This window comes from Pseudomonas sp. CFSAN084952, assembly GCF_009648855.1.
Lineage (GTDB): Bacteria > Pseudomonadota > Gammaproteobacteria > Pseudomonadales > Pseudomonadaceae > Aquipseudomonas > Aquipseudomonas paracarnis.
Genome location: NZ_CP045767.1, coordinates 3940839 through 3966004 on the forward strand (window position 1 = coordinate 3940839; position 25166 = coordinate 3966004).

29 protein-coding genes are annotated in these 25166 nt (G+C 60.5%); 5 read left to right on the plus strand and 24 right to left on the minus strand.

Translation table 11 applies throughout. The annotated features are described in order from the left end of the window. Positions 1-21: 21 nt before the first annotated feature. The 4 genes from araG to GH769_RS17860 form a co-directional block, all read right to left on the minus strand. Positions 22-1521 (minus strand): L-arabinose ABC transporter ATP-binding protein AraG, encoded by a 1500-nt coding sequence (gene araG, locus GH769_RS17845; RefSeq protein ID WP_032901587.1) that lies wholly within the window; start codon positions 1519-1521, stop codon positions 22-24. Beyond that, a complete protein-coding gene (locus tag GH769_RS17850; RefSeq protein WP_014719544.1) occupies positions 1518-2498 on the minus strand; it encodes a substrate-binding domain-containing protein in 981 nt (326 codons plus the stop codon). Before GH769_RS17850 ends, araG begins: the two co-directional genes overlap by 4 nt. A 32-nt stretch (positions 2499-2530) precedes the next feature. Further along, positions 2531-3352 (minus strand): SDR family oxidoreductase, encoded by an 822-nt coding sequence (locus GH769_RS17855; protein WP_014719545.1) that lies wholly within the window; start codon positions 3350-3352, stop codon positions 2531-2533. Positions 3353-3589: 237 nt separating this feature from the next. Further along, positions 3590-4069, minus strand: coding sequence for a GNAT family N-acetyltransferase (locus GH769_RS17860; protein ID WP_010208407.1), 480 nt, complete (start codon positions 4067-4069; stop codon positions 3590-3592). Positions 4070-4257: 188 nt separating this feature from the next. On the opposite strand from GH769_RS17860, the gene GH769_RS17865 reads away from it, so the two are divergent. The 4 genes from GH769_RS17865 (at position 4258) to GH769_RS17880 (ending at position 6625) form a co-directional block, all read left to right on the plus strand. Further along, positions 4258-5454 carry an MFS transporter gene (locus GH769_RS17865; protein ID WP_020301898.1) on the plus strand — a complete coding sequence of 399 codons (1197 nt, stop codon included), beginning with the start codon at positions 4258-4260 and terminating at the stop codon, positions 5452-5454. An 85-nt stretch (positions 5455-5539) separates the two neighbouring features. Then, on the plus strand, positions 5540-5878 hold the full coding sequence (locus tag GH769_RS17870; protein WP_020301899.1) for a hypothetical protein: 339 nt from the start codon (positions 5540-5542) through the stop codon (positions 5876-5878). 51 nt (positions 5879-5929) lie between these two features. Then, positions 5930-6196, plus strand: coding sequence for a hypothetical protein (locus tag GH769_RS17875; RefSeq protein ID WP_014719548.1), 267 nt, complete (start codon positions 5930-5932; stop codon positions 6194-6196). Positions 6197-6244: 48 nt separating this feature from the next. Then, positions 6245-6625, plus strand: a complete 381-nt coding sequence (locus GH769_RS17880) for a Rho termination factor N-terminal domain-containing protein (RefSeq protein ID WP_014719549.1) — start codon at positions 6245-6247, stop codon at positions 6623-6625. 117 nt (positions 6626-6742) lie between these two features. Here the strand turns inward: GH769_RS17880 and GH769_RS17885 are convergent, their stop codons facing one another. The 20 genes from GH769_RS17885 to GH769_RS17980 all read right to left on the minus strand — a co-directional run bounded on the left by GH769_RS17885 (position 6743) and on the right by GH769_RS17980 (position 24389). Next, entirely contained in the window at positions 6743-7654 is a 912-nt protein-coding gene (locus tag GH769_RS17885) for a PfkB family carbohydrate kinase (RefSeq protein WP_019817198.1), read from the minus strand. After that, complete coding sequence (locus GH769_RS17890; RefSeq protein WP_014719551.1) at positions 7647-9113, minus strand: cytosine permease; 1467 nt, start codon at positions 9111-9113, stop codon at positions 7647-7649. Before GH769_RS17890 ends, GH769_RS17885 begins: the two co-directional genes overlap by 8 nt. A 187-nt stretch (positions 9114-9300) precedes the next feature. Beyond that, on the minus strand, positions 9301-10302 hold the full coding sequence (locus GH769_RS17895) for an ADP-ribosylglycohydrolase family protein (RefSeq protein ID WP_032901586.1): 1002 nt from the start codon (positions 10300-10302) through the stop codon (positions 9301-9303). Next, on the minus strand, positions 10299-11012 hold the full coding sequence (locus GH769_RS17900; protein ID WP_014719553.1) for a GntR family transcriptional regulator: 714 nt from the start codon (positions 11010-11012) through the stop codon (positions 10299-10301). Before GH769_RS17900 ends, GH769_RS17895 begins: the two co-directional genes overlap by 4 nt. Before the next feature lie 70 nt (positions 11013-11082). Then, a complete protein-coding gene (locus tag GH769_RS17905; RefSeq protein WP_014719554.1) occupies positions 11083-11643 on the minus strand; it encodes a DUF1285 domain-containing protein in 561 nt (186 codons plus the stop codon). Positions 11644-11659: 16 nt separating this feature from the next. Beyond that, positions 11660-12265, minus strand: coding sequence for a DUF4823 domain-containing protein (locus GH769_RS17910; RefSeq protein ID WP_020301718.1), 606 nt, complete (start codon positions 12263-12265; stop codon positions 11660-11662). A 111-nt stretch (positions 12266-12376) separates the two neighbouring features. Next, complete coding sequence (locus GH769_RS17915) at positions 12377-13345, minus strand: GTP 3',8-cyclase MoaA (protein WP_019817203.1); 969 nt, start codon at positions 13343-13345, stop codon at positions 12377-12379. 139 nt (positions 13346-13484) lie between these two features. Then, complete coding sequence (locus GH769_RS17920; protein ID WP_003189287.1) at positions 13485-14150, minus strand: TetR/AcrR family transcriptional regulator; 666 nt, start codon at positions 14148-14150, stop codon at positions 13485-13487. A gap of 445 nt (positions 14151-14595) precedes the next feature. Continuing rightward, on the minus strand, positions 14596-15381 hold the full coding sequence (locus GH769_RS17925; protein WP_014719557.1) for a TatD family hydrolase: 786 nt from the start codon (positions 15379-15381) through the stop codon (positions 14596-14598). A 62-nt stretch (positions 15382-15443) separates the two neighbouring features. Further along, positions 15444-16433 (minus strand): DNA polymerase III subunit delta', encoded by a 990-nt coding sequence (locus GH769_RS17930; RefSeq protein WP_032901585.1) that lies wholly within the window; start codon positions 16431-16433, stop codon positions 15444-15446. Continuing rightward, positions 16426-17058: a dTMP kinase gene (tmk, locus tag GH769_RS17935; RefSeq protein WP_014719559.1), complete on the minus strand. Its 633-nt coding sequence runs from the start codon at positions 17056-17058 to the stop codon at positions 16426-16428. Before tmk ends, GH769_RS17930 begins: the two co-directional genes overlap by 8 nt. Positions 17059-17077: 19 nt before the next feature. Beyond that, positions 17078-18214 carry an endolytic transglycosylase MltG gene (gene mltG / locus GH769_RS17940; protein ID WP_014719560.1) on the minus strand — a complete coding sequence of 379 codons (1137 nt, stop codon included), beginning with the start codon at positions 18212-18214 and terminating at the stop codon, positions 17078-17080. A 1-nt stretch (position 18215) separates the two neighbouring features. Next, complete coding sequence (pabC, locus tag GH769_RS17945; protein ID WP_014719561.1) at positions 18216-19031, minus strand: aminodeoxychorismate lyase; 816 nt, start codon at positions 19029-19031, stop codon at positions 18216-18218. Further along, entirely contained in the window at positions 19031-20275 is a 1245-nt protein-coding gene (fabF, locus tag GH769_RS17950) for a beta-ketoacyl-ACP synthase II (RefSeq protein ID WP_014719562.1), read from the minus strand. The genes pabC and fabF overlap by 1 nt, the downstream gene beginning before the upstream one ends. A 111-nt stretch (positions 20276-20386) precedes the next feature. Further along, positions 20387-20623 (minus strand): acyl carrier protein, encoded by a 237-nt coding sequence (acpP, locus tag GH769_RS17955; RefSeq protein ID WP_003175607.1) that lies wholly within the window; start codon positions 20621-20623, stop codon positions 20387-20389. Positions 20624-20814: 191 nt separating this feature from the next. Beyond that, positions 20815-21558, minus strand: coding sequence for a 3-oxoacyl-ACP reductase FabG (gene fabG / locus GH769_RS17960; RefSeq protein ID WP_005790544.1), 744 nt, complete (start codon positions 21556-21558; stop codon positions 20815-20817). 24 nt (positions 21559-21582) lie between these two features. Then, positions 21583-22521 carry an ACP S-malonyltransferase gene (fabD, locus tag GH769_RS17965; protein ID WP_014719563.1) on the minus strand — a complete coding sequence of 313 codons (939 nt, stop codon included), beginning with the start codon at positions 22519-22521 and terminating at the stop codon, positions 21583-21585. 126 nt (positions 22522-22647) lie between these two features. Continuing rightward, entirely contained in the window at positions 22648-23658 is a 1011-nt protein-coding gene (gene plsX / locus GH769_RS17970) for a phosphate acyltransferase PlsX (RefSeq protein ID WP_073454171.1), read from the minus strand. A 4-nt stretch (positions 23659-23662) separates the two neighbouring features. Next, entirely contained in the window at positions 23663-23845 is a 183-nt protein-coding gene (rpmF, locus tag GH769_RS17975) for a 50S ribosomal protein L32 (RefSeq protein WP_003179396.1), read from the minus strand. Positions 23846-23858: 13 nt separating this feature from the next. Next, complete coding sequence (locus GH769_RS17980) at positions 23859-24389, minus strand: YceD family protein (RefSeq protein ID WP_003175611.1); 531 nt, start codon at positions 24387-24389, stop codon at positions 23859-23861. Positions 24390-24494: 105 nt separating this feature from the next. Between GH769_RS17980 and GH769_RS17985 the strand changes: the two genes are divergently transcribed. After that, the gene (locus GH769_RS17985; RefSeq protein WP_032901910.1) at positions 24495-25073 is read left to right on the plus strand and encodes a nucleoside triphosphate pyrophosphatase; all 579 of its coding nucleotides are present in this window, start codon (positions 24495-24497) and stop codon (positions 25071-25073) included. The last annotated feature ends 93 nt before the right edge of the window (positions 25074-25166 follow it).

Below are 25166 nucleotides of genomic sequence, written 5' to 3' on the forward strand. Positions count from 1 at the left end.
GCCAAACCCTCTTATTCTTGTTCAAGCCCGCGACTGTGGCAGCGCCAGTTGCAGCAGGCGCGCTTCATCCGCTTGGGCGCGGGGTAACTCACCGGTCAAGGCGCCTTCACTCATCACCAGGATGCGGTCAGAGATGCCCATCACCTCCATCAGGTCGCTGGACACCACAATCACCGCAATGCCGCTGGCCGCCAGGTTATGGATGATCTGGTAGATCTCCGACTTGGCGCCGATGTCGATACCGCGGGTGGGTTCATCCAGCAGCAGGACCTTCATCGGCATCGACAACCAGCGGCCAAGAATGGCTTTCTGCTGATTACCGCCGGACAGGTACAGGATTTTCTGCTCGGCATTCGGCGTCTTGACCTTCATGGCCTGGATCTGCCGCTCGGCGTTGCCCTTCTCCCAGTCGTCGCGCAGCAACCAGCCGAACGAGGCGTGGGCGCTGCGGGCGCTGATGTTGATATTTTCCGCCACGCTGGACAGCGGAATGATGCCTTCCTTCTTGCGGTCCTCCGGGCACAGCAGCACGCCAGCGGCGATGGCGTCGCGGGGTGAACGCAACTGCAACGGTTCACCACAGAGTGCCAGGCTGCCGGCGCTGGAGCGTTCCAGGCCGCTGAGCAGGCGCAGGAGCTCTGTGCGCCCTGCCCCCACCAGCCCGAACAGGCCGAGGATCTCGCCTTTGCGTACCTGGAAACTCACCGGCTCACGCAGGCCGGGGCCGAGCAAGCCCTCGACATTGAGCGCCACCTCGCCCTGCTCTCGCGGGCGGTAATCGTAGATGTCCTGAATATCGCGACCGACCATGCAAGTCACCAACTGGTCGTGAGTCAGCGTGCTCATGTCCTCGAAAGTACGCACGTAGCGGCCGTCCTTGAACACCGTCACCGCATCGCAGATACGGAACACTTCTTCCATACGGTGCGACACGTAGAGCACCACTTTGCCCTCGTCGCGCAGGCGCGTGATGATCGCCATCAAGCGGTCGATTTCCCGCGCCGATAAACTGCTGGTGGGTTCATCAAAGGCGATCACGTTGGCGCCGCGAGACAGCGCCTTGGCGATTTCCACCAGTTGGCGCTGGCCCAGAGACAGGCGCCCGAGTTTCTCGTCGGGGTCGATTTCATCGGCCAGCCCCTTGAGACACGCCAGGGCCTGCTTACGCAGCAGGCTCCGGTTGACCACGCCAAAGCGCGTGGGCAAATGCCCGAGGAACAGGTTCTCGGCCACGCTCATTTCCGGCACCAGGTGCAGCTCTTGGTGAATCACCGCCACACCGCTGGCGATGCTGTCGGCGGCGCATTTGAAGGCCATGGTCTGCGCGCCGATCTGCACCGTGCCGCTGGATGGAATATAGGCGCCGCCGAGGATCTTCAGCAGGGTCGACTTCCCTGCGCCGTTCTCGCCCATCAGCGCGTGCACCGAATGCGGCCGCGCTTCAAAGCTGATCTGCGCCAGGGCTTTCACACCAGGAAACTCCTTGCCGATGCCATTGAAACGCAGGGCTGCGCCGCTCATTTCCACAGGCCGATCTTGGTCAGTTCTTCCTGGAAATTGGCGCGGGTGATCAAGGTCACTTCGTCCATGGCGGTGTATTTGGCCGGTTCCTTGCCGGTGGTGACCCACTCGTACATCGCCAGCGCGGTGTTGTAGCCCTCGATATGCGGGCTGGGCAGCATGGAACCGAAGAAGCCGCTGTCGGCTTTCTTCAATTCGCCAATGGCGTCGGTGCCATTGATGCCGATGCCGATCACGTTGGCGGCCTTGAAGCCGGCGCTCTCAGTAGCGCGCACGCCGCCGAGTACGGTGTTGTCGTTCATGCCACCGATGATCAGGTTCTTCGCCCCGCTCGGCAACTTGACCAGGGCCGAGTTGGTGGCGTCCATGCTGCCGGGAACATCAAGGGTTTTCAGCGCAGCGGTGAGGATGTGGTCCTTGGGAATACCGGCCTCTTCCAGTGACTTGATCGAGCCGTCGGTGCGTTTCTTGCCGGTGTCGAGTTCGTTGAAGGTATTGATCACCGCATAGGTGTCCTTCCAATCCCAACCGCGTTTTTTCGCTTCGGCGGCCATGGCGGCGCCCTGCTTCTGGCCCACCTCAAACGCGGCCATGCCCAGGTAAGGCACGTCTTCCATGAAGTTGCCCTTGGCATCGACAAAGCGGTCATCCACGGCCATCACTTTCAAGCCGTTGACCTTGGCCTTGGCGACAATCGCAGGGCCCAGGGACACGTCCGGCGGGCAGATCACGAAGCCTTTGGCGCCGTTGGCGGCCAGGCTGTCGATGGCCGACAAGGTCTTTTCGCCATCGGGCACGGCGATCTTGATCACGGTGAAACCATGCTCCTTGCCGGCTTTTTCCGCGAATGCCCACTCCGTTTGAAACCAGGGTTCCTCGGCCTGCTTGACCAGAAAACCGATCTTCACTTCTTCAGCCGATACCCAGCCGCAGAACGCCATCGCCAGTGCCACGGCACCGAGTGTTTGCTTGAACATGGACCACCTCCTTCTTGTTATTGAAAAACGCTTTAGTCGTGGTACATCACAGACCGCCCGCCATCGATCATCAGGCAAGTGGCGTTGATAAAGGGCGCCTCGTCGGTCGCCAGGAACAGTGCTGTCATGGCCACTTCGATGGGCTGGCCAATGCGTTTGGGCGGGTGCAGGTCGAACGCACGCTGGCGTTCGGCGTGGGGGTCAGGGAAACCGTTCCAGTAGTCGACGTTGAGCTGGGTTTCGATATAGCCGGGGGCGATGGCATTCACGCGGATGCCTTTGGGCGCGTACTCGATACCCAGGGCACGGGTTAGGCCGAGCAGGCCGTGCTTGGCGACAGGGTAAGGAAAGCAACCGGGAATGATGTGGCTGGAATGGGTGGACGCGATATTGATGATGTTGCCGATACCTTGCTCGATCATGTGCGGCAACACCGAGCGGCAGCCGTACCAGGCACCGTCGAGGTCGATGGCGAAACAGCGGCGCCAGTCCTCGTCGCTCATCTCCAGCGGGTCACGGAACACGTTGACGCCGGCACAGTTGACCAGCACATCCACACGGCCAAAGCGCTCGATGGCCAGGTTGACCAATGCCTGCCACTGATCCTTGGAAGTGATATCAACCGCGTGGGCGTAAACCTGCGCACCGTGTTCGCGCCAATGAGCGGCGATCTTCTCGACTTTGTCGCCCTGGATATCGGCAATGATCAACCGCGCCTGCTGGGCCTGGAAACAGGCAACGATGGCTTCGCCAATGCCTTGGGCGGCGCCAGTGACGATCACCACCTTGTTCTTCAGCCGCTCGCCGTAAGTCGGCTCGGGCACGGCGGGTAGGGACAACGGTTGCGCCTGCATCGCTTCACCTTTTTATTTTTTGTAGTGAGTGCTGATGCTGGCGACTATAAACCCATCGCCTGAAATATCTCAATATATAAATTATCGTCCCATATAATGGGCGGCGCTTGAAAAAATGTGGGAGCGGGCTTGCTCGCGAATGCGGTCTGTCAGTTAAAGCATGTGCTGACTGATACACCGCATTCGCGAGCAAGCCCGCTCCCACATTCGATCTTTAGTGACTATACGAAAGAGGTTTCAGCCCAGGGCGAAGTCGCGCAGGGCATCGCCTTCCATGCGATAACGCACCCATTCTTCCTGCGGCTGGGCGCCGATGGATTTGTAGAAAGCGATCGCGGGCTCGTTCCAGTCCAGCACGCTCCATTCAAAGCGTCCGCAACCATTGTCAAAGGCGATCTTGGCCAAGTGGCGCAACAACTTCTTGCCCGCCCCGCCGCCGCGTTGCTCCGGGTTGATGTACAGGTCTTCGAGGTACAGGCAGTTACTGCCCAGCCACGTCGAGTAACTGAAAAAGAACACCGCAAAGCCAATCGGCAAGCCGTCGCGCAAGCAGATCAGGCCATGGGCCGTGGCGCCTTCGCTGAAGAGGCTGCGCTCGATGTCCACCACGCTGGCGATCACTTCATGCCGAGCTTTCTCGTACTCGGCAAGTTCAGTGATAAAGGTCAGGATCTGCGCAGCATCGCTGGGCACGGCGGGGCGAATCTCGATGGTCATGGGCGAGCCTTGGGCAAATTCAAAGGCCACATACTAAGACGGTTTGATGGCCGTTTGCAGTGCAATTGATGCCGACGAGCGCGTTTCACTCCGGCGCGGGGTGATGCAAGCATCAGCAACCACAGAACAAAGCCTGCGCACGCCCATGGTAAACAATGAGCATAAATCCAACGATCAGAGACCTGCTCATGCACGCTACGCCACCCGTGGGCACGAAGACATTCGCGCTGTTCTGCCTCGCCAGTTTTCTGTTGTCGCTGTCTTACGGCTCGACCTTTTTGTTGTCACTGCTGATCCATGCCCGTGGCGGTAATGAACACGACGCGGGCAGTGTCATTGCCACGGCGATGCTCAGCACCTTTGTAGCGGTCGTGCTTTCCGGGCATCTGGCTGACGCGCTGGGCGCGGCGCGGGCCATTGCAAGCACCGGCGTATTGTTGGTGGTGGCCTGCCTGGGGTTTGCCCTGACGCCAGGGTTTGGCCAAGGCTTGATGCTGTTTGGATTGTCTCTTGGTTTGGGCTGGGGCGTGTTTTATACCCTGGGCCCGATCATCGTGACGCTGCTGGTGGAACCGCGCCAGCGGGCCAAATATTTCGCCTTGCTCTCGGGCAGTATGTTGAGCGGCATAGGTTCCGGCCCTTTGCTGGGACGCGCCGCCACTGCGCTGGACCTGCCCCTGACAACCGCGTTCTATATCGCCGGGCTCGCCAGCCTCGCCGGGGTGGTGATGTTCTGGCGCATGGGCACTCGGTTGCGACAGCACGCGAATGTGCCAACCGCCAGGATTTCCTGGCGCGCAAGCCGCCGCGTCCTGTCTTCCAAGGCGGCGTTCGCGATCCTGATGGTCGGACTGGGCGGCTGCGTATTCGGGGGGCTGTCTTCGTTCCAGACCAGCTATGCCGTGGCCCATAAGCTGGACTATTCACTGTTCTTCGCGGGTTTCCTGACAGCGGCTATTACCAGCCGCCTGCTGATCGCCGGTTTCGTGGTCAAGCGCGATGCGTACCAGGCTGCCTGCGTGTTATCCGGGGTAATGTTCGGCGCGATCGCGCTGTTCGCGTTTGGTGTCAGCGGCAACCTCAGTTATGTGCTCGCCGCCGCCACGCTAGGGATCGGGTATGGCCTGACGTATTCGGTGATCAACGGCCTGGTGGCCAACGAAGCGCCCAGCGGCACCACTTCTCAGGCGTTGTTGCTGTTCAGCCTGGCGTACTTTATCGGCGTCTTCGGGTTTCCCTGGCTCGCAGGCAAGATCATCGTCGACTTCGGCCTTGCGACAATGATGCTGAGCGTACTGGTGATCGCCGCACTCAATTGGGCGATCACGGTGGCGCGCTTGATAGCGCGTCGGGTATCGGCACACAAAGTGATACAGGTGAGCTGATACCGTTCGTCGCCATCCCGGCACGATCAGCAATCGCGGGCAGACCAATACAGGGTAAGGACATTAATTATATGGAGACACCCTGATGAAACATTCCAAATTTGCTGCCCTCGCCCTCACCGGCCTGTTGTCTGCCGCGTCCTTGAGCGCCTTCGCGGCTAGCTCGACCACTGGCCCCACCGATCCAACGCCGGACGCCACTACCGAATCGCAAAAATCGATGGGCACCGGCATGGACACCAACGGTGGCGCGATCATCGACAACAGCGCTGACCCGCGCACCAAAGGCAACGACACCCAGCGCCAGGCACCGGCGGCCGTGGGCAACGGCAAGATGGGCCCTGGCACGAGCAACAATGAGCCGAAGATCAACAAGGGCGACGACTCGAACATCCCCGGCGCGCAGAAACAACCAGCGCCTTGATGCCCCCTTGGTACGACCAACGCCCGACCATTTCCCCGTGAAGAGGTACGCATGAACGTCGATAGAAACCTTGAAAAAGAAGTCCTCACCCGCCTGCTGCACGCCCACCCGCAAGGCTTGGGCAAGGAGGTGCTGGACAATTACCGCGGTGAAAAAGAGGTCGCCAGTGTCTTGGCGTTCCTGCAGGACCGCGGTCTGATCAAGGATGGGCATGTGACCACCGACGACGCCGGCGAATACGCGTTGAACCTGCCGATCAAGCTCACCGCTTCGGGTGTGGATGAGGCGCGCAAGCTCGACGCTCAAAGCACTGAGTAATCCATTTCTGGCCTGGCCCCGCGACCGGGGCCAGAAGGAGTTTTAGCGATGCCTCGTGGAAGCAAAGCCAAATACACCGACGAACAGAAACGCAAGGCCGCTCATATCGAAGACAGTTATGAGCACAAGGGACTGCCCAAGGACGAGGCCGAAGCCCGCGCCTGGGCCACCGTGAACAAACAGTCTGGCGGTGGTGAAAGAGCCGGCGGATCAGGTCGAGGCAAGGCGCCGGCCAAGAAGGCCCAGGACCGGCAGGAATCGGCCAAGCGTGCCGCTGCCAGCCGTGAAGGCCACCCACGCAGCAGCCGTGCTTCGCTGAGTACGCAAACCAAGGAAAGCTTGATGAAAGAGGCGCGGGAAAAGAATATTTCAGGACGCTCGACCATGCGTAAAGATGAGTTGATCCAGGCCCTGAAAAAAGCAGGTTAAACGCAGGACCCATTGTGGGAGCGGGCTTGCTCGCGAATGCGGTGTATCAGTCAGCACATGCTTTAACTGACACACCGCATTCGCGAGCAAGCCCGCTCCCACATTTTTGGGCCTCGTTTATTCAGTCACTAATGCATCGACCTCAGCAGTGCCAGGTGAAGTGGCCGGCCCCCAGCGGGTTACCGCCAATGCCGCCGCTGCGTTCGCTCGACGCGCCGCCTCAACCGGTTTCAAGCCCTTCGCCAACCCGGCAATAAATACCCCTGCATGCGCATCCCCCGCACCATTGCTGTCCACCGCCTTAACCTTGAAGCCAGGTACATGCTCAGTCTGTGCCCCACGCCCTACCCAGCAACCATTTGGCCCATCACGCACAACCAGCAGTGCCTGCACGTGCTGACTCAGCATGGGCAGCGCCTGACTCATATCCGCCGCCCCGGTAAACGCGAGGGCTTCAGGGCCATTGCTGGTCCAGATGTCGATACGCGGCAACAACGCGCGCATCAACGCCGAGTCCGGCGCCTTGACCAGCGGGCCTGGGTCGAACACCACCACGATCTCTCGCGGCAGCGCCAGCAGCCAGTCAAGCAACGGCTGTGCCTTACCTTCAAGCAGCAAGCTGTAGCCACTGACGTACACGTAATCATCAACACGCGGGACGATCTGAGCCAAGTCGTCGGCGCTCAGCTCACCCTCGGCGCCGAGATGGGAAATGAAGGTGCGTTCGGTGCTCGCTTCAGTCAGCGACACGCACAACCCGGTATCTTTGCCAGCGCTGGCCGCCAAGGTCATTTCAATACCTTCGGCCTGCATCGCGGCGCGCGCCAGCTCGCCAAAGCGCCCTTCGCCATGGCGACCCAGGTAAACCACCGGCAACCCATTGCGCCGCGCCGCAGCCATTACGTTGAAACCGCCACCGACCTGGAAACTGGCGGAGTTGGCCAGCACGTCACCGCCGCTTGCCGGCAGGGTGTCGAGGCCCATGACCAGGTCGACAATGACCTGGCCGGTATGCAGCAATCTAGACATTGGCGCTCTCTGCTAAAGCAGGACGACGGTCAGCCGCGCCGCCCAGTACTGCATATAGTCCGCCGGCTACCAGGAAGGTCACGATCCAGCCCAGGCCGTTATGGCCCAGCCAGGAGTCGGACAACGGCCCGGCAAACCAGATGTTTTCGGCGGTGGTGCCGATGGTGGTGAAGCTGAACCCCAGCACAATGGCCACGGCCCAGGCGCCAAATGCACGCCACTCCACACCGCCGCGATACCAGTAGGCACTGCTGGGGCTGACGTCCAGCAGGTCGGTGGGGCTGTAGTAATGACGGTGAATCAAGTCGACCACGAAGATCCCGACCCACGCCGTAATCGGCACCGCCAGCAGCGAAATGAAGGTGATGAACGGGCCATAGAAGCTGTCGGCGATCAGCATGAAATAGATGGAGCCAGCAAAGATCGCGACGATATCGACAATCACCGCGTGCACGCGCTTGACCTTCAAACCCAGGGTCAACGTCGTCAGACCGGCCGAATACACCGACAGGTTGTTTGACAGCAACAGCCCGCCGAACGCGGTGATCAGGTAAGGCACCGCCATCCAGGTCGGCAGCATGTCGCGGATTGCGATGATCGGATCGGTGGCCGACGCCAGGTCGTTGTTACCCACCGACAGCAGGCCGCCCAAGGTAATCAGCAACACCAGCGGAATACCCGCGCCAAAAGCGGCGCTGGCCACCAGGCGTACAGCCTTGACGCTGCGGTGCTGGTAGCGCGACATATCGGCACCGGCGTTGGCCCAACCAATGCCGGTGCCGGCGGCCATGGTGCCTACGCCAATGATCATCGCGCTCAACGGCGCCGGGGTGGCGTTGAACACCGCACTCCAGTCGATGGTGGCGCACAGAAAGCCGCCCACCAGAATGTTCAGGCCGCCGAATACGTAGGTCGCCCACTTCTGGATCACCAACAACGTGGCGTGGCCGAGGCCCGACACGGCCAGGGTCAGCAGCACGAAGATGGCAATGAAGATCAGGGTGAGCAGCGGCGCGCTCTTGGCCTCCACTGCCGAGCCGAACAGGATAGAGCTCAACGACAACAACACGAAGGCTGCGGTGGTGGTGTTGACGGTTTCCCAACCCAGGCGCGACATCAGAGACACCAAGGTCGGGCCGATATTGCCGCGCACGCCGAAGATGGCGCGGGACAAGGTCAGGCTGGGCGCGCGACCACGGCGACCGGCAATGGAGATAATGCCAACCACGGCAAAGGAGCCAGCGGCGCCAAGAATCGCGACGATGATCGCCTGCCAGATGGCCAAGCCACGAAACGCCACCAGCGTTGCACCAAGGGGCAAACCGAGGATGCTGATATTGGCCGCGAACCACACCCAGAACAGTTGCAGCGGATGGCCGTTGCACTCACCTTCCGGGACCGGCTCGATGCCGCGTGTTTCCAGTTGCCCGGCGCTTTGGCCGGAAGAGGGACTGCTCATGAAAGGGTGCTCCTGGTGCCTGTATTGTTGTGGTTGTGGCAGCGAGTCGAATCTTTATCCAGTCTTCCTGACTCAACGCTTTTGAATGTGGGAGCTGGCTTGCCTGCGATTGCGGTGGGGCAACCCGCCCAGCGGCCACTGGAAAACCGCTATCGCAGGCAAGCCAGCTCTCACATCAGATTTGTGTTTATCGCAAGGCCAACAACCCTTGGACCAAGGGTTGCACATCCAATCCATTGACCCGCTTGACCTGTTCAACCAACGCCTCAGGCCAGCACTGCATGCCCAGGCACGCCCCCAGCATGGCGCCGAGGATCGCGGCAATGGTGTCGGTGTCGCCGCCCAGGCTAGCCGCCAGGCACAGGGCTTCGAAGGCATTCATATCACCTGACGCCACTTGCTGGGCCAAGGCAAACGAGACCACCACCGATTCCTGGGAAGCCACCGAAGTACCGATCAACTCGTAAAGCAGGTCGGCAAACAACGCTTTGTCGCCGCTGCCGACGCTCAAGGTACGAGCCCAACTGATGCGGGTAGAAATGCGTCCGCCCGCGATCCAGTGACCATGGCTTTCGGCCTGTCGGGCAATCTGGGTGCCGATATTCAGGGCTTCCCCCAGGTCCACGCCATTGATGCCTGCCGAGACCACCGCCGCCACGGCCGCGGCGCTGGAAATACCCAGGCTGGTGTTATGCGTGACCTGGCACGCCTGGATCACCGCCTGGACAAACCGCCCCGGGTCGCCAACATCGGCGGCGATGCCCACCGGGGTGATGCGCATGGCCGCGCCATTGGTAGTGCCGTAGCGCCCGGATTCTTCCGGGGTATGGCCGGCGAGGATCATGTCGATCGCGCGCTTGGTGGACGGCCCGAGCAAGTCCTGGGAACCCTTGGCGCGCATCCCCGCTTCCCAGTCGATCAGGCGCTGGGCAAGCACGGCGGGCTCGATCTGGCCCTGGCCTTGCACCAGTAACTCGGCAACCAGGATGGCTTGTTCGGTGTCATCGGTGATGGAACCGGCAGGCATGTTGGGCGCAATGGGCTGGTCCGCGTCGGCGTCTTCCAAGGCGGTGATAGCACCGAAGCGCTGTTGAACCTGCTCGCGGCTCAAGGATTGGGTGGGCATGCCCAAGGCATCGCCCAGGGCCAGGCCATAAAAGGCGCCAAGTGCGCGATTTTCTCGGCTCATTTCGACGCTCCAAACTGCAGATGCAGGCGAAAGTGCAGCGGGTCAAGCAGGCTTTCGACATGCTCCATGAAACGCTCGCGACGATCATAGGTGGTGCGCGACGCCTTGAGAAATACCGTACCGCTGGGGCGCCCGAGTAATTCGGCGTCTTCATCACTCAGGGGTTCGGCACCGATCCACTGGTCGCCGTCGGCCCCGACGTAGCCGTAGGCGGCCAGGGTGATGGTCAGGGAATTATCGATCAGCCCAATGTGGGGCAGGTTTTCCAGGTCGCCAACGGCCGGCATCAACGAGCGTTCCAGCGACACCGCTATACCGTCAGCCGTGCGCCGGAGGCGGTCGAGGGTAATGAACTGGTCGGTGCCGAAACGGCTGAACAGATCCGGGCGCGTCACGGTCTCGAAACGCAGGGTATCGGTGCTTACTTGGGCCCCCGTATCGGCCAGGGCCTGGGCCCAACCGCTGCGTTGGTCCAACACCATGCCGTCAAAGGTGACAATCGAACCGACGCCGCTTTGGGTGGCGATGTAGTTGCGACGCTTGAGCTCGGCCAGCGCCTCGCGCAGCGTGCCCCGGCTGACCGCAAACTCCTCGGCCAGTTGGTGCTCGCCCGGCAATAGGAAACCGTCGGCCATGACGCCACCTTCGATACGGCGGATGAGCTCATCGACGACGCGTTTTTTCTTATCAAATCGAACATGTCTAATCATGTACAAATTGATAACCGAAAGCCCGCGTTTACCGCAAGAGGATTATTTCAGGCTGAAGACAAAAACCGCCTCAGGGCTCCAGGCCGATGGGGAAAAACTCCCCGCCGCTCCAGACACCAAGCCAGTTCTGACCGTTGATCGGACGGCTCACCGCCAGCTCCACCAACTGGTAAAAAACGTTGCGATGCACGAGGGCTTCGAGGTTGGTGCGAACGCGCACATAGGGGGCGGGTTCCTGGGTGATGGGGTCGGTCACCACCCGCAGCGGGTGTTCGAGGCCTGCCTCGAGCTGTTCGTCGACGTTGGTGGTAAAGCGCAATACCTGGCTTTCGCCCTGCCCTTGCACATCCAGGGTCACTGCGACAAACGGCGCATCATCCACACGGATGCCGACCTTCTCCACGGGCGTCACCAGGAAATAATCATCGCCATCGCGGCGGATGATGTTGGAGAACAGCTTGACCATCGGCTTTCGCCCGATGGGTGTGCCCTGGTAGAACCAGGTGCCATCGCGGGCGATGCGCATGTCGATGTTGCCGCAGAAATCCGGGTTCCACAGATGCACCGGTGCCGGCCCCTTGCCCTTGGGCAGTTGGGCCAATAAATCATTGGCCTTGGCGGAATCGGTCATGGCGGGCTCCTCTGTCTTACTGATCACTCATACCCAGCAAACCGCGGGCGTATTGCGCGAGGGGGCGGGCGATCAAATCTTGTGGCGATGTGTCGTGGAACGTCAGTAAACCGCCACGACTGCGAATACGTGCAGTATCAATCAAATACTGGGTGCTGGTCTCGATCAACATGACTTGGATCACCCCGGTGTCCAAGCCAAGACGGTCCAGGGCTTGTTGGTCGGTCCACTCGTCGGCGTTGCCGATACGGTCATCGGCTGCCGCAAAGCGGCAATACAGCAGGTAATGAGCACCGGCGGCACGGGCTTCGGTCATGGCCTGTTCAAGACCTTCCGGCTGGCGGGCGCGACGCACCATGGGGAAATATTCGACGAAGCCATTGAAGGCTTCCTCGGCCACCACATTGGGCCGCGGGTAGGCGCTGCCCGGCGGCACGAAGGCGCCTTGGGCGATAAACACAAAGGAGTCCGGCTGTATGCGCACCGAGGCAGTACGGCGCGTATCGCTGTGATCGAGCAGTCCGGCATCGCTCATCTGATAGCGGGTGCCTTCGGCCATATCACTGACGGTCATGCAACCACCCAGGGCCAATGACGCCAGCAGCAAAACCAGACTACGCATCCTAATCCTCCAGAGGCCGGTGACAGGAAACCGGCGAATGGGGCGTGGGATGCAGAATCCGCGCCAGTCAGCTGCGCTACAAATCAAATGTGTGAACCCGCAATATCTACCTTAGCCACCAATGATCTTCATGATCGTGGCACCGCCGGAGAACGCCACTTCCTGCTTGTCGGCCAAGGCTTTCATCAACAAGCCCTGCAACGCTGGCAACGCTTGATGGCGCGGCTGATCGAGCAAGTCACCGACATAATGGCGATTGCTGGACGACAGGCAGCCATGCAGCCAACCAGTAGAGGACAACCGCAATCGCGAACAGGTGCGGCAGAACGGTACGCTCTCGTTGGCGATCACACCGAAGAAGCCCTTGCCCGGCACTTCGTAGCGTACCGCCGTCGCATCGACGGGTGCGTTGGCTTGCAGGTATTCGTGTTGCTCGCCGATCAAGCTGAGCAGCTGTTGCAAGCTGACAAACTGTTGCAGGAACGCGTTGGAGTCTTTGGCCAGATGCCCCATGCGCATCAGTTCGATAAAGCGCAGCTCGTAGCCTCGCGCCAGGCAGTAATCGAGCAGCGGCATCACCTGGTCCAGGTTCTGGCCGCGCAACGGCACCATATTGACCTTGATCTTGATCCCGGCAGCACTGGCCTGGTCCATGCCATCGAGCACGGTGGCCAGGTCGCCGCCACGGGCGATGCTGCGGAAAGCGTCGGCATCCAGCGTGTCGAGGGAGACATTGATGCGTCGGATACCAGCGGCCACCAGCAACGGCAGTTTACGCGCCAGCAGTTGGCCATTGGTGGTCAGACTGATGTCGCTCAGGCCCATCTGCCCTACCGCCCCCATGAAGGCTTCCAACTTGGGGCTGACCAACGGCTCACCGCCGGTAATGCGCAAGCGCTCGATACCCGCCGCTTCTATCAGGTAAGCCACGCCTCGGGCCATGGCCTCGGCCGACAGTTCATCCTGGGCAGCCACCAGCCGCTTGCCGTCAGGCACGCAATAGGTACACGCATAATTGCAGGCTGAAGTCAGGCTGATCCGCAAATTGCGAAAACGCCTGCCTTGACGATCAACGATCATGGATCACTCCGGCAGAGGATAATTCGGGCGCGCTAAAAGCTGACTCATAACTCAGCTTTTAGCAAGGTCCTTGCCTGAGTATATTCCTGGGTTACTGCGCCTGGCAGTAAATCATTGCGCCATCACTGTGGCGAATGACTTAGGTGGCAGGGGTTTCGCCGCTCTTTTCGGCGCCCGGCAGTTCAGGGCTGTGCTTGCGCTTGTTGCCCATGCGCACGCCGATGTCCATCAGGAACTGGAAGAAACCTTCCTGGTCTTCCAGCACATTGCTCCAGAACGGCGAGTGGTACAGCGCCACAGCGCCATGCACCAAGGCCCAGGCGGCGCAGTAGTGGAAATACGGTGGCACGTCTTCAAGCTTGCCTTCGCTGATACGCCCCTTGATCAGCAGGGTCAGGCGTTCGAAGTTCGAGGCGCGGATCTTGTGCAGCTCCTCGACCATCTCCGGCACCTGGTGACCTTTGACCACCTTCTCTTCCAGGCGATCGAACAGGCGGTAACGCTGCGGGTCACGCATGCGGAACTCGAAGTAAGCGCGGGACAGGGCTTCCTTGTCTTTGTCGACATCCGCCGAGTGCAGCAACTCGTTCAAATCACGCTCGTAGTCGAGCATCAGGCGCAGGTAGATTTCGGCCTTGGATTTGAAGTGTTTGTAGATCGTGCCTTTGCCGATACCCACGGCATCCGCAATCATCTCGACGGTGACGCTGTCTTCACCTTGTTCGAGGAACAGCTTGAGCGCGGTGTCGAGAATTTCCTGCTCACGGCGGCGAAATTCACGGACCTTACGGGGTTCTTTGTGCATGAGGAAGAGTCTGCAAAGGTCGGAAATAGGGAGGGTTGCGCAGGGCCATGGATACGTGGCGATACGATTTACCCGGTGCGAGGGATTATCCCGACTGAACGGTCGTTGGGCAATGTCTATGTGAACCCGTCAGGCACATAACTTTCAATGCGCCAACGATTTCGCCGTTATCAGTCAGAAATAATACGCAACACCTGAACCTGCCCATCAGCGCAGTGAGAACTCAAGCGAAGGCCGCGTATTCCAAATCTGTTTAAAAAACGATCAATCACGACTGGACTGAATAGGATAGTGGTCAATACTTCAACTGTCGGCGCGACATCTCCCCCAAGTGACGCGTCGACCTGGGTACCGACGGACTGCGTGCCCTTGTTTTACTCCTAATGGTCTTAGCCCGGATTCACCCCCCAGAACCCGGGTTTTTTTTGCCTGGAATTCGGCCGCTCTAACCGGCTAGGTGGGCCAGCGGGAACAGGCGCTTGAAGTTCTCGGTAGTCTGCTCGGCAAAGCGTTCGTACGACTCGCCGCGCAGCATCGCCAGGTAATCAGCCACATCACGTACATATTCGGGCAAGTTCGGTTTGCCGCGATGGGGGATGGGCGCCAGGTACGGCGAGTCGGTTTCCACCAGCAGGCGGTCGGCAGGCACCTGGCGGGCCACATCGCGCAGCGCGTCGGCATTGCGGAAGGTGACGATACCCGACAGGGAAATATAGAACCCCAGGTCCAGGGCCGCCTTGGCCATGTCCCAGTCTTCGGTAAAGCAATGCAACACGCCAGCCTGCGGCAACGCGGCTTCACGTAGCAAGGCCAGGGTATCGGCACGGGCACCTCGGGTGTGGACGATCACCGGCTTGCCCGTCTGCTGGGCGGCTTGCAGGTGCAAGCGGAACGAGGCCTGCTGCAACTCGGCAGCTTCAGGCTCGTAGTGATAGTCCAGGCCTGTTTCGCCAATGGCCACCACTCGCGGGTGGTTGAGTTCGCCCAGTAGCCAGTCCAGAGCCGGCGCTTCGCCAGGCTTGAGGTCCAACGGGTGAATACCCACCGAGCAGTCTACGTCGGCATAGCGATCAGCCAGGGCTTTGACGTCGGCGGCGTTGTCGGCGCTGACGCCAATGCACAGGAAGTGCCCTACCCCACGCTGGCGGGCAGCTTCAAGGGCGGCGTCGAGGGAGCCACCGTGCTGGGCAAGGTCGAGGCGATCAAGGTGGCAATGAGAATCTACGAGCATAGGAATCTGAGCTTAAGTCACACAAGAGGTAGGGCCAACGATACACCCGTCAGCCACGGAATTTAACGGCGCCCGAGCAGGCCGACCCACTGCACCAACAATGCCTCGAGCAACAGCACGCGGTTGAGGTTGGCCTTGCCGAGGACTTTCTGGCGCTGGGCGAGGATCCAGTCCTGGATGTTCAGCACTTTGTCCTGGGCACTTTTTTGCGCCAGGTATTGCACGACCTTGCGCATATCCGCCGGGCCCAGGCCTTGCTCATCCTGGGTAAGCTGGTAGCGCAGGATCAGGCTGGACCAGTCGCAAAACCAGTCGAACAGCAGCAATAGCGGAATGTCCTTCCAGGCGCTTTCGGCCAGTTGCGTGGCGGACAATTCCTGCTTGAGCAGTTTCTTCACGCCATCCACGACCAGTGCACGCTGTTCGCGCACGCCCTGAGCCTGCAGCTTCACTGCCGCCAAAGGCGAACCGGCCGCCAGGGTCAGCAACTCGCCTCGTTCTTCTGCGCTGCATTCCGGCAACGCCTGCGCCAGCCATTGCAGGCTCATGTCCTCGCTGGGCAACGGGCAAGCCTGCTGCACGCAACGGCTGCGAATGGTCGGCAACAAGCGGCTGGACTGGTGGCTCACCAGCAACAGCACGGTATCGCCGGACGGCTCTTCAAGGCTTTTGAGCAAGGCGTTGGCCGCGTTGATGTTCATCGCCTCGACCGGCTCGATCAGCACCACTTTGCGCCCGCCCATTTGCGCAGTCTGCACCACGAAGCTCACCAGGTCGCGCACCTGGTCGACCTTGATGGCCTTGTCCGCTTCCTCGGGTTCCAGCACATAATTGTCCGGGTGACTGCCAGCCTTGAGCAACAGGCAGGACTTGCACTCGCCACACGCCTCCAGGTTGACTGGGCGTTGGCACAACAGGCTGCCCATCAGGCGTTCGGCGAGGTGGCGTTTACCGATGCCCACCGGCCCATGCAGCAGATAGGCGTGGGCGTGCTGGGCGCGCCCTGCCAGTTGCTGCCAGAGGCCGTCCTGCCACGGGTAGGACTCAGCCACGGCTACGCTCCAACAGAGTGGGCAGCAGCGCGTCGATAGCCTGTTGCACCTGACTCAGCGGCTGAGCGGCGTCCAATAGGTAATAACGTGTGGGCTCAGCCTTGGCGCGCTGCAGGAAAGCGCTGCGCACTGCATCAAAGAAGGCTTGGCCTTCCAACTCGAAACGATCCAGGCGACCTCGCGCACTGGCGCGGGCCATGCCCACTTCCACCGGCAGGTCGAACAACAGGGTCAGGTCGGGGCGCAGATCGCCTTGCACAAAGGTTTCCAGGGTGGCGATGCGCTCCAGGGACAAACCCCGCCCGCCACCCTGGTAGGCGTAGGTGGAGTCGGTAAACCGGTCGCAGATCACCACCGCACCCCGCGCCAGGGCCGGGCGAATCACTTCGGCCAGGTGCTGGGCACGGGCAGCAAACACCAGGAGCAACTCGGTGTCCGGGTTCATCGGCTCGTCACCCGGGGCCAGCAAGACTTCACGGATGCGCTCAGCCAAAGGCGTACCGCCCGGCTCACGGGTCAGCACCACCTCGATGCCCTGCGCACGCAGGCGCTCGGCCAAGTAGTCACGGTTAGTGCTTTTGCCGGCGCCTTCCGGGCCTTCCAGGGTAATAAACAAGCCAGTCACAGGCAGTCCTTAGTCAGAGTCATTGCGGGCTTTGCGGCGCGGTAGTGTCCGGCGCGGGCTCGATCGGTGCGTCGGGGGTGGGTGCATCACTGGCAGGTGCCGAATCTTCCAGCGGTTTCACCACAGGCGTCGGACTGGAACGGTAATCGGCACGGCGCTTGAGCTGGAACTCACGCACGGCGGCATTATGCGCATCCAGGTCATCCGAGAATATATGGCTGCCATCACCACGGGCGACGAAATACAGGCTGCTGCCCGGTACCGGGTTCAGCGCTGCATGGATCGCCTCGCGACCGACCATTGCGATGGGCGTGGGCGGCAGGCCGGCGACCATGTAGGTGTTGTAGGGGTTGGCTTCCTTGAGATGGGCACGGGTCAATTTACCGTTGTAGCGCTCACCCAAGCCGTAGATCACGGTGGGGTCGGTCTGCAGCAGCATACCGATCTTCAGGCGACGCACAAACACACCGGCAATCTGCCCGCGCTCCTGGGGCACACCGGTCTCCTTTTCTACCAGCGACGCCATTATCAGTGCTTGGTAAGGGTCGGTGTAGGGCGCGTCGGCGGCACGCTTGCTCCACTCCTGGGCGAGTACATCGTCCAGGCGGTTGTAGGCTTTTTTCAGGAATTCGACATCGGTCATGCCGCGGACAAAACGGTAGGTGTCGGGGAAGAACCGCCCTTCAGGAAACACACCTGGGTGGCCGAGCTTATCCATCACTTCGCTGTCAGTCAGGCCCGCGAGGGTCTGCACGATCTTTTCATGCTTGGCCAGGGCGGTGCGCACCTGACGGAAATTCCAGCCCTCCACCAAGGTCAGGCTGTACTGCACCACTTCGCCGCGCTGCCACAGGCCGATCAAACCCTCGGCGGTAAGGCCCGGGCTCATGCGGTACTCGCCGCTGTGCAATGGCTGGCCTTCGAGGTTGAAGCGCCAGTACAGACGCAACCAGAATGCATCGTCGAGCACGCCGTCGGCTTCCAGACGGTTGAAGGTGCCCGTCGGCGTAGCGCCAGCAGGTACGTCGAGCAACTGCTCCTGAGGCAGCTTCAGGGGCTGCTTGAGGGCAGAGTCGAGTTTCCAGGCCGAAAAGCCCACGAGCAAAGCCGCCGAGACCAGGCTGATCTGCAGCAGTAACACCAGTTTTCGTATCAACTCAAATATCCAATAGCGCGCGAACAATGCCTTGCAGTTTACGGGTGAGCGGCCCAACCGGCCAGCTCATCGCAGCGCAACCACGCACCGGCCAAATGCCATATACGCTGTTGCAGACGAAGACTTCATCGGCCTGTTGCAACTGCTCAACACTGATGTCGGCCACGGCCACCGGGACGCCCAGCGCTTGTGCCTGGGCCAGCACTTCGGCGCGCATTACGCCGGCAACGCCACAACGGCTCAGATCAGCGGTTAGTAACAAGCCGTTGCGTACCAGGAAAAGGTTGCTGAATATGCCTTCGATCACCCGACCAGACATGTCCAGCATCAGGCCTTCGGCATGTTCGGTATCTTGCCATTCGGCACGCGCGATCACCTGCTCCAGCCGATTGAGGTGCTTGATACCGGCCAGCAGCGGCTGCTGCGCCAAGCGCGTGGCACACGCAAACAGGCGGACGCCGTCGACTTCGTGGGCAAGGGGGTAAGCAGCGGGCGCACTGCCCTGCAAAATACGGCGCACCGGGGCGCCAGGGTTGATGCCATAACCGCGCAAGCTGTCGCCACGGGTGAGGATCAATTTGAGAATACCGTCGCCAAGGGCGGCGGCGAAGCTCAGCACTTCGTGGCGAATCAACCCGTGATCCACTACCAATGCCAAACGCCTGCAACCCTCTTCCAGGCGTTGCAGGTGACGGTCGAGCAGCAACGGCTGCCCGGCCTTGACGGCGATGGTCTCGAACACCCCATCACCATAGGCCAGGCCGCGATCTTTCAGGGGCACGCTGTCCGCTGGCTGACCGTCGACCCAGCTGTGCATCACTCGGCGAACCGGCGGAACACCAGGGAGCCGTTGGTACCACCAAACCCGAACGAGTTGGAGATCACCACGTCGATTGGCATCGGTTGCGCTTCGTGCGGCACGAAGTTCAAGTCGCAGCCTTCGTCCGGCTCATCAAGGTTGATAGTTGGCGGAGCAACCTGGTCCTTGATGGCCATCACACTGAAGATCGCCTCGACCGCGCCCGCCGCACCCAGCAGGTGGCCGGTCATGGACTTGGTGGAGCTGACCGCCAGCTTATAGGCGTGCTCGCCGAACACCGACTTGATGGCCTCGGCTTCCGCCAAGTCGCCAGTCGGGGTCGAAGTGCCATGGGCGTTGATGTACTGCACCTGGTCGGGGTTGACCTTCGCATCGCGCAGGGCATTGGTGATGCAACGCGCAGCACCCGCTCCGTCGGACGGCGGTGAAGTCATGTGGTACGCGTCACCGCTCATGCCGAACCCGATCAGCTCGGCGTAGATGGTGGCGCCACGCGCCTTGGCGTGCTCCAACTCTTCAAGCACCAGCGCACCGGCACCGTCGGACAGCACGAAGCCGTCACGGCCTTTGTCCCACGGACGGCTGGCACGGGTCGGCTCGTCATTGCGGGTCGACAGCGCACGGGACGCGCCGAAGCCGCCCATGCCCAGGCCGCACGCGGCCATTTCGGCGCCGCCGGCGATCATCACATCGGCTTCGTCGTAGGCAATGTTGCGCGCCGCCATACCGATGCAGTGGGTGCCTGTGGTGCACGCCGTTGAAATCGCGTAGTTAGGCCCCTGTGCCCCCAGATGGATGGACAGGAAGCCGGAAATCATATTGATGATCGAGCCCGGTACGAAGAACGGTGAAATTCGACGTGGGCCAGTCTCATGCAGCGTGCGGCTGGTTTCTTCGATATTGGTCAGACCGCCAATACCCGAACCCATGGCCACACCGATGCGGTCACGGTTGGCGTCGGTGACTTCCAGGCCGGCGTTACGCACTGCCTGAAAACCGGCAGCCAGGCCGTACTGAATGAACAGGTCGAGCTTGCGGGACTCTTTGATCGAGAGATATTCCTCGACATTGAAGCCCTTTACCGAGCCGCCAAAACGGGTGGAATAGGCAGAAAGGTCCGTATGTTCGATCAGACCAATACCACTGCGGCCAGCCAGAATGCCCTGCCAACTGCTTGGCACATCCGTGCCCAGTGGCGACAACATACCCATACCGGTGACTACGACGCGTCTACGCGACACAGCACTCTCCTTTTTCTAATGACGACACTTTTTCATCGCCGCTAAAGAAAAAACCGCACGCCGTTACAGCAGTGCGGTTTTTCCCTGACAGCAAGCGACGACTACAAACTATTACGCCTGGTGGCTAGTAACGTAGTCGATGGCAGCTTGAACAGTAGTGATTTTTTCAGCTTCTTCGTCCGGGATTTCGGTCTCGAATTCCTCTTCCAGAGCCATCACCAGCTCAACGGTGTCAAGGGAATCGGCACCCAGGTCTTCTACGAAGGAAGCAGTGTTGACCACTTCTTCTTCCTTAACGCCCAGTTGCTCGGCGACGATTTTCTTGACGCGCTCTTCGATGGTGCTCATACCTTGTTTAACTCCTAATGGACAAATTCAGGCAGCTGGCCAGTGGGTAAGTGTATAGAAAGCCATTTCAGCTTTTCAACTGAAAGCTTCACCCTGTACCCGGTCGGCCACCTGCCTATAAATTAAGTTGCAGCTTTATAACGGATTTTAGACAGCTCGTATGACATTTTTTTGAAGCGATCCGTCACAATTTAACTCATGTACATCCCGCCGTTCACCGGGATTGTAGCCCCAGTCACGTATGCCGCACCGTCAGATGCCAGGAAAGTGACCACATTCGCGATCTCTTGGGCCTGGCCCAGACGGCCCAGCGGAATCTGCGTCAGCAAGGCTTCGCGCTGTGCTTCCGGCAATTCGCGGGTCATATCGGTGTCGATGAACCCAGGGGCCACCGAGTTGACCGTAATCGACCGCGAGCCGACTTCACGCGCCAATGCGCGGCTGAAACCTTCCAGGCCGGCCTTGGCAGAGGCATAGTTTACTTGGCCTGCGTTGCCCATGGCACCCACTACGGAGCCAATATTGATAATTCGGCCCCAACGCGCCTTGGTCATGCCGCGCAAAACGCCCTTGGACAGGCGAAACAGACTGTTCAGGTTGGTATCGACCACGTCGTACCACTCGTCGTCTTTCATGCGCATCATCAGGTTGTCACGGGTGATCCCGGCGTTGTTCACCAGAATTGCCGGCGCGCCGAACTGTGCAGTGATCTCGGCCAATACGGCAGCTACGGACTCATCGCTGGTTACATTCAGTTCCAGGCCGGTGCCCTGCACGCCGTTTTCCTTCAAGGTCGCGGCGATACGCTCGGCGCCCGAGGCAGAGGTGGCGGTGCCAATCACAACGGCGCCCTGACGGCCCAGCTCCAGGGCGATCGCTTGGCCAATGCCACGGCTTGCGCCGGTAACCAGTGCAACTTTACCTTGCAGACTCATGCAGGCTTCTCCTAAGTACGGGATTCAGGCCAGTGCCGCGCGAGCGGCAGCGAAGGCTTCTGGGGTATTGAGGTTGGCGGTCGACACACCGTCGGCGCAGCGCTTGTTCAAGCCGGCCAGGACTTTGCCCGGGCCGCACTCGACCAGCTCGGTGGCACCGTTGGCGGCCAGGGTCTGGACCGATTCAACCCAGCGCACTGGCTTGTACAGTTGCTCCAGCAGGTCGCGCTTGAGGGTGTCGAGGTCGGCGGCCACGGCCGCACTGACGTTCTGCACCAGCGGGATCTGCGGCGCTTGCCAGTTGATGGCAGCGATAGACTCGGCAAACCGCTCTGCCGCCGGGCGCATCAGCTCACAATGGGATGGTACGCTCACCGGCAATGGCAGGGCACGCTTGGCGCCACGGGCCTTGCAACCCTCGATGGCACGCTCGACAGCTGCCTTGGCGCCGGCGATCACCACCTGGCCTGGGGAGTTGAAGTTCACCGCGCTGACCACTTCGCCTTGCGCCGCTTCGGCGCAGGCCTCGATCACCACCGCGTCGTCCAGGCCCAGGATAGCGGCCATGCCGCCCTGCCCGGCCGGAACGGCTTCTTGCATCAGTTGACCACGACGTTCGACCAGCTTGACCGCTTCAGCCAAGGTCAGGCTGCCCGCGGCCACCAGGGCGCTGTATTCGCCCAGGCTGTGACCCGCGACGAATGCAGGGCGCGCGCCGCCTTCTGCCAACCACAAGCGCCACAGGGCGATCGAGGCGGTCAGGATGGCCGGCTGGGTTTTATCGGTTTGGTTGAGCAGCGCTTCCGGCCCTTGCTGGGTCAGTGCCCACAGGTCGTAACCCAGGGCGTCAGAAGCTTCCTTGAAGGTGTCCAGGATCAGCGGGTATTGCGCGCCCAGCTCGGCCAACATGCCGAGGGACTGCGAACCCTGCCCTGGAAAGACGAATGCGAGGGATGTAGACATGTAACAAGCCCCTAATGATCTGGTCGTCAAAAATGCTCGCGCCTACGGTGGGAGCGAACGAAACTGACAGATTGGATGGTCAATTGAACTGGCCGGTCACATTTAAGCACTCCCGGGCCAATTCGCCTAAGGCAACAGATCCTCGAGACGGCCGTGCAAGCGTTGCGGCAGGTTCTCTTGAATCTCGATCAAGGCCCGTGCAATTGCACTTTGAAAGCCCAGCACCCCGGCCGAACCGTGGCTTTTCACCACTATGCCCTGCAAACCAAGAAAGCTTGCACCGTTGTGCCGTGCGGGCGCCAGGTCGGCCTGCAAGCGTCGCATCAGGGGCAGCGCCAAGGCCCCCACTATACGTGACGCCAGGTTGCGCTTGAACAAAGCTTCGATACGCGTGGCGATCATGGTCGCCAGGCCTTCGCTGGACTTGAGCAGAATATTGCCGACAAAGCCGTCGCACACCACCACGTCAGCTTCGCCACGGTACAAACCATCACCTTCAACAAAGCCGATGTAGTTCAAACCCCGCGCGCTTTGTAGCAAGGTAGCGGCAAGCTTGACTTGCTGGTTGCCCTTGATGTCCTCAGTGCCGATATTCAGCAGGGCAACCCGGGGTCGGGGCACGCCCAGCGCCTCGGCGGCCACCGAGCCCATTACGGCAAATTGCAACAGGTGCTCGGCACTGCAATCGACATTGGCGCCCAGGTCCAGCAACTGGCAATAGCCCTTCTGCGTCGGGATCGCCGCCACCATCGCCGGCCGATCAATACCTGGCAAGGTTTTGAGCACATGCCGTGACAAGGCCATCAACGCGCCCGTGTTGCCGGCGCTGACACAGGCTTGCACCTTGCCATCACGCAACAACTCAAGGGCCACCCGCATAGAAGAATCGGGTTTGCCACGCAGGGCAACCGCCGGCTTTTCGTCCATGCTGATGGTTTCGCTGGCTGGCGTAATCGTCAGGCGCGCGCGATCCACCGCCGGATGGCTGGCAATCAGTTCTTCAAGTAGGGAGGGTTGACCGACGAGGGTCAGGTGCAGCGAGGGCGTTGCAGACAGGCTGGCAATGCAAGCCTGAACAATGCTGCGGGGACCGAAGTCCCCGCCCATTGCGTCAATCGCGATGACTTGAGCAGACAAGTGATTACTCGTCAGCGCCCTTGTCGATCACTTTACGGCCACGGTATACGCCTTCTGGCGATACGTGGTGACGCAGGTGAACTTCACCAGTGGTCTTTTCCACGGACAGGGTGCTAGCCTCGAGAGCGTCGTGCGAACGGCGCATGTCACGGGCGGAGCGGGATTTTTTGTTCTGCTGAACAGCCATAATTGATTAACTCCTAAACGTTTGGGTCACGCTTTAACTGCGCCAATACACTGAACGGGTTGGACCGCGTTACCTCGTCCTCGCTCGGCTCGGCCTCGTCATCGAGACCCTCCGGCTGCTGGCATTCTTCCGGATGATGAGCAGGCACAATGGGCAAGGCGAGCAAAAGCTCCTCCTCGATCAGTGCATGCAGATCCAATGGATCTTCGCCCAGTTCCAGCACGTCATAACCTTTCGGCAACGACTGGGTATTCGCACCCTCTTTCACCACAGCATAACTGCATTCGCTGTGGATCGGCAGGGTGACCAGCTCAAGACAACGCTGGCAAACCATTTTGACTTCGGTGTCGATAACGCTGTGGATTACCACAGATTTACGTTCATCTCGTTCAAAAACGAATTTCGCCTGCACCGTACCGACAGTGTCGGAAAGCGGGTCGCAGAGTCTCTCCAAATCGGCCAGCAGCACTTCACCTTGAAGGGTGGTGCCACGATCAGCCAATTTGCGCGGGTCAACGTGAGGTGGAATCGGGTCATTCAACATAGGCGCAGCATTATAGGGATGCACCCGGCCATGTCAAAGGAAATTCAGCCCTGTGCGTCAGCCGGTCACGTCGATAGAATCGGCGACTGCCTTGAGGAGACGTATATGCTGCCTTTATTACTCGCGTCCAGCTCGGTTTATCGCCGGGAATTACTGAGTCGCCTGCACCTGCCGTTCACCTGCAGCTCGCCGGATATCGACGAAAGCCACCGCCCGGATGAACCCGCCATCGAACTGGTCAAGCGCCTGGCCGAACAAAAGGCCCGCGCCCTCGCCGCCAGCCATCCTGGCCATTTAATCATTGGCTCGGATCAGGTCGCCGTACTGGAAGGCCGGATCATCGGCAAGCCGCACACCTTCGAAAATGCTCGCGAGCAACTGCTGGCTGCCAGCGGCAAGCGTGTGAGCTTCCTCACGGGCCTGGCACTGCTCAACAGCGAAACCGGGCACTACCAGGTCGACTGCGTGACGTTTACCGTACACATGCGCGAACTGGATGCAGAACGTATCGAGCGCTATCTGCGGATCGAGCAGCCTTATGACTGTGCGGGCAGCTTCAAAGCAGAAGGGCTCGGTGTGAGCTTGTTCCGGAGCACCGAGGGACCGGATGCGACCAGCCTGGTTGGGCTGCCACTGATTCGACTGGTGGACATGCTGCTGACCGAAGGCGTACAGATCCCTTGAAACCTTCGTAAAGCAATGTGGGAGCTGGCTTGCCTGCGATAGCGATGTACCAAGCGACACTAATATCGACTGATCCATCGCTATCGCGGGCAA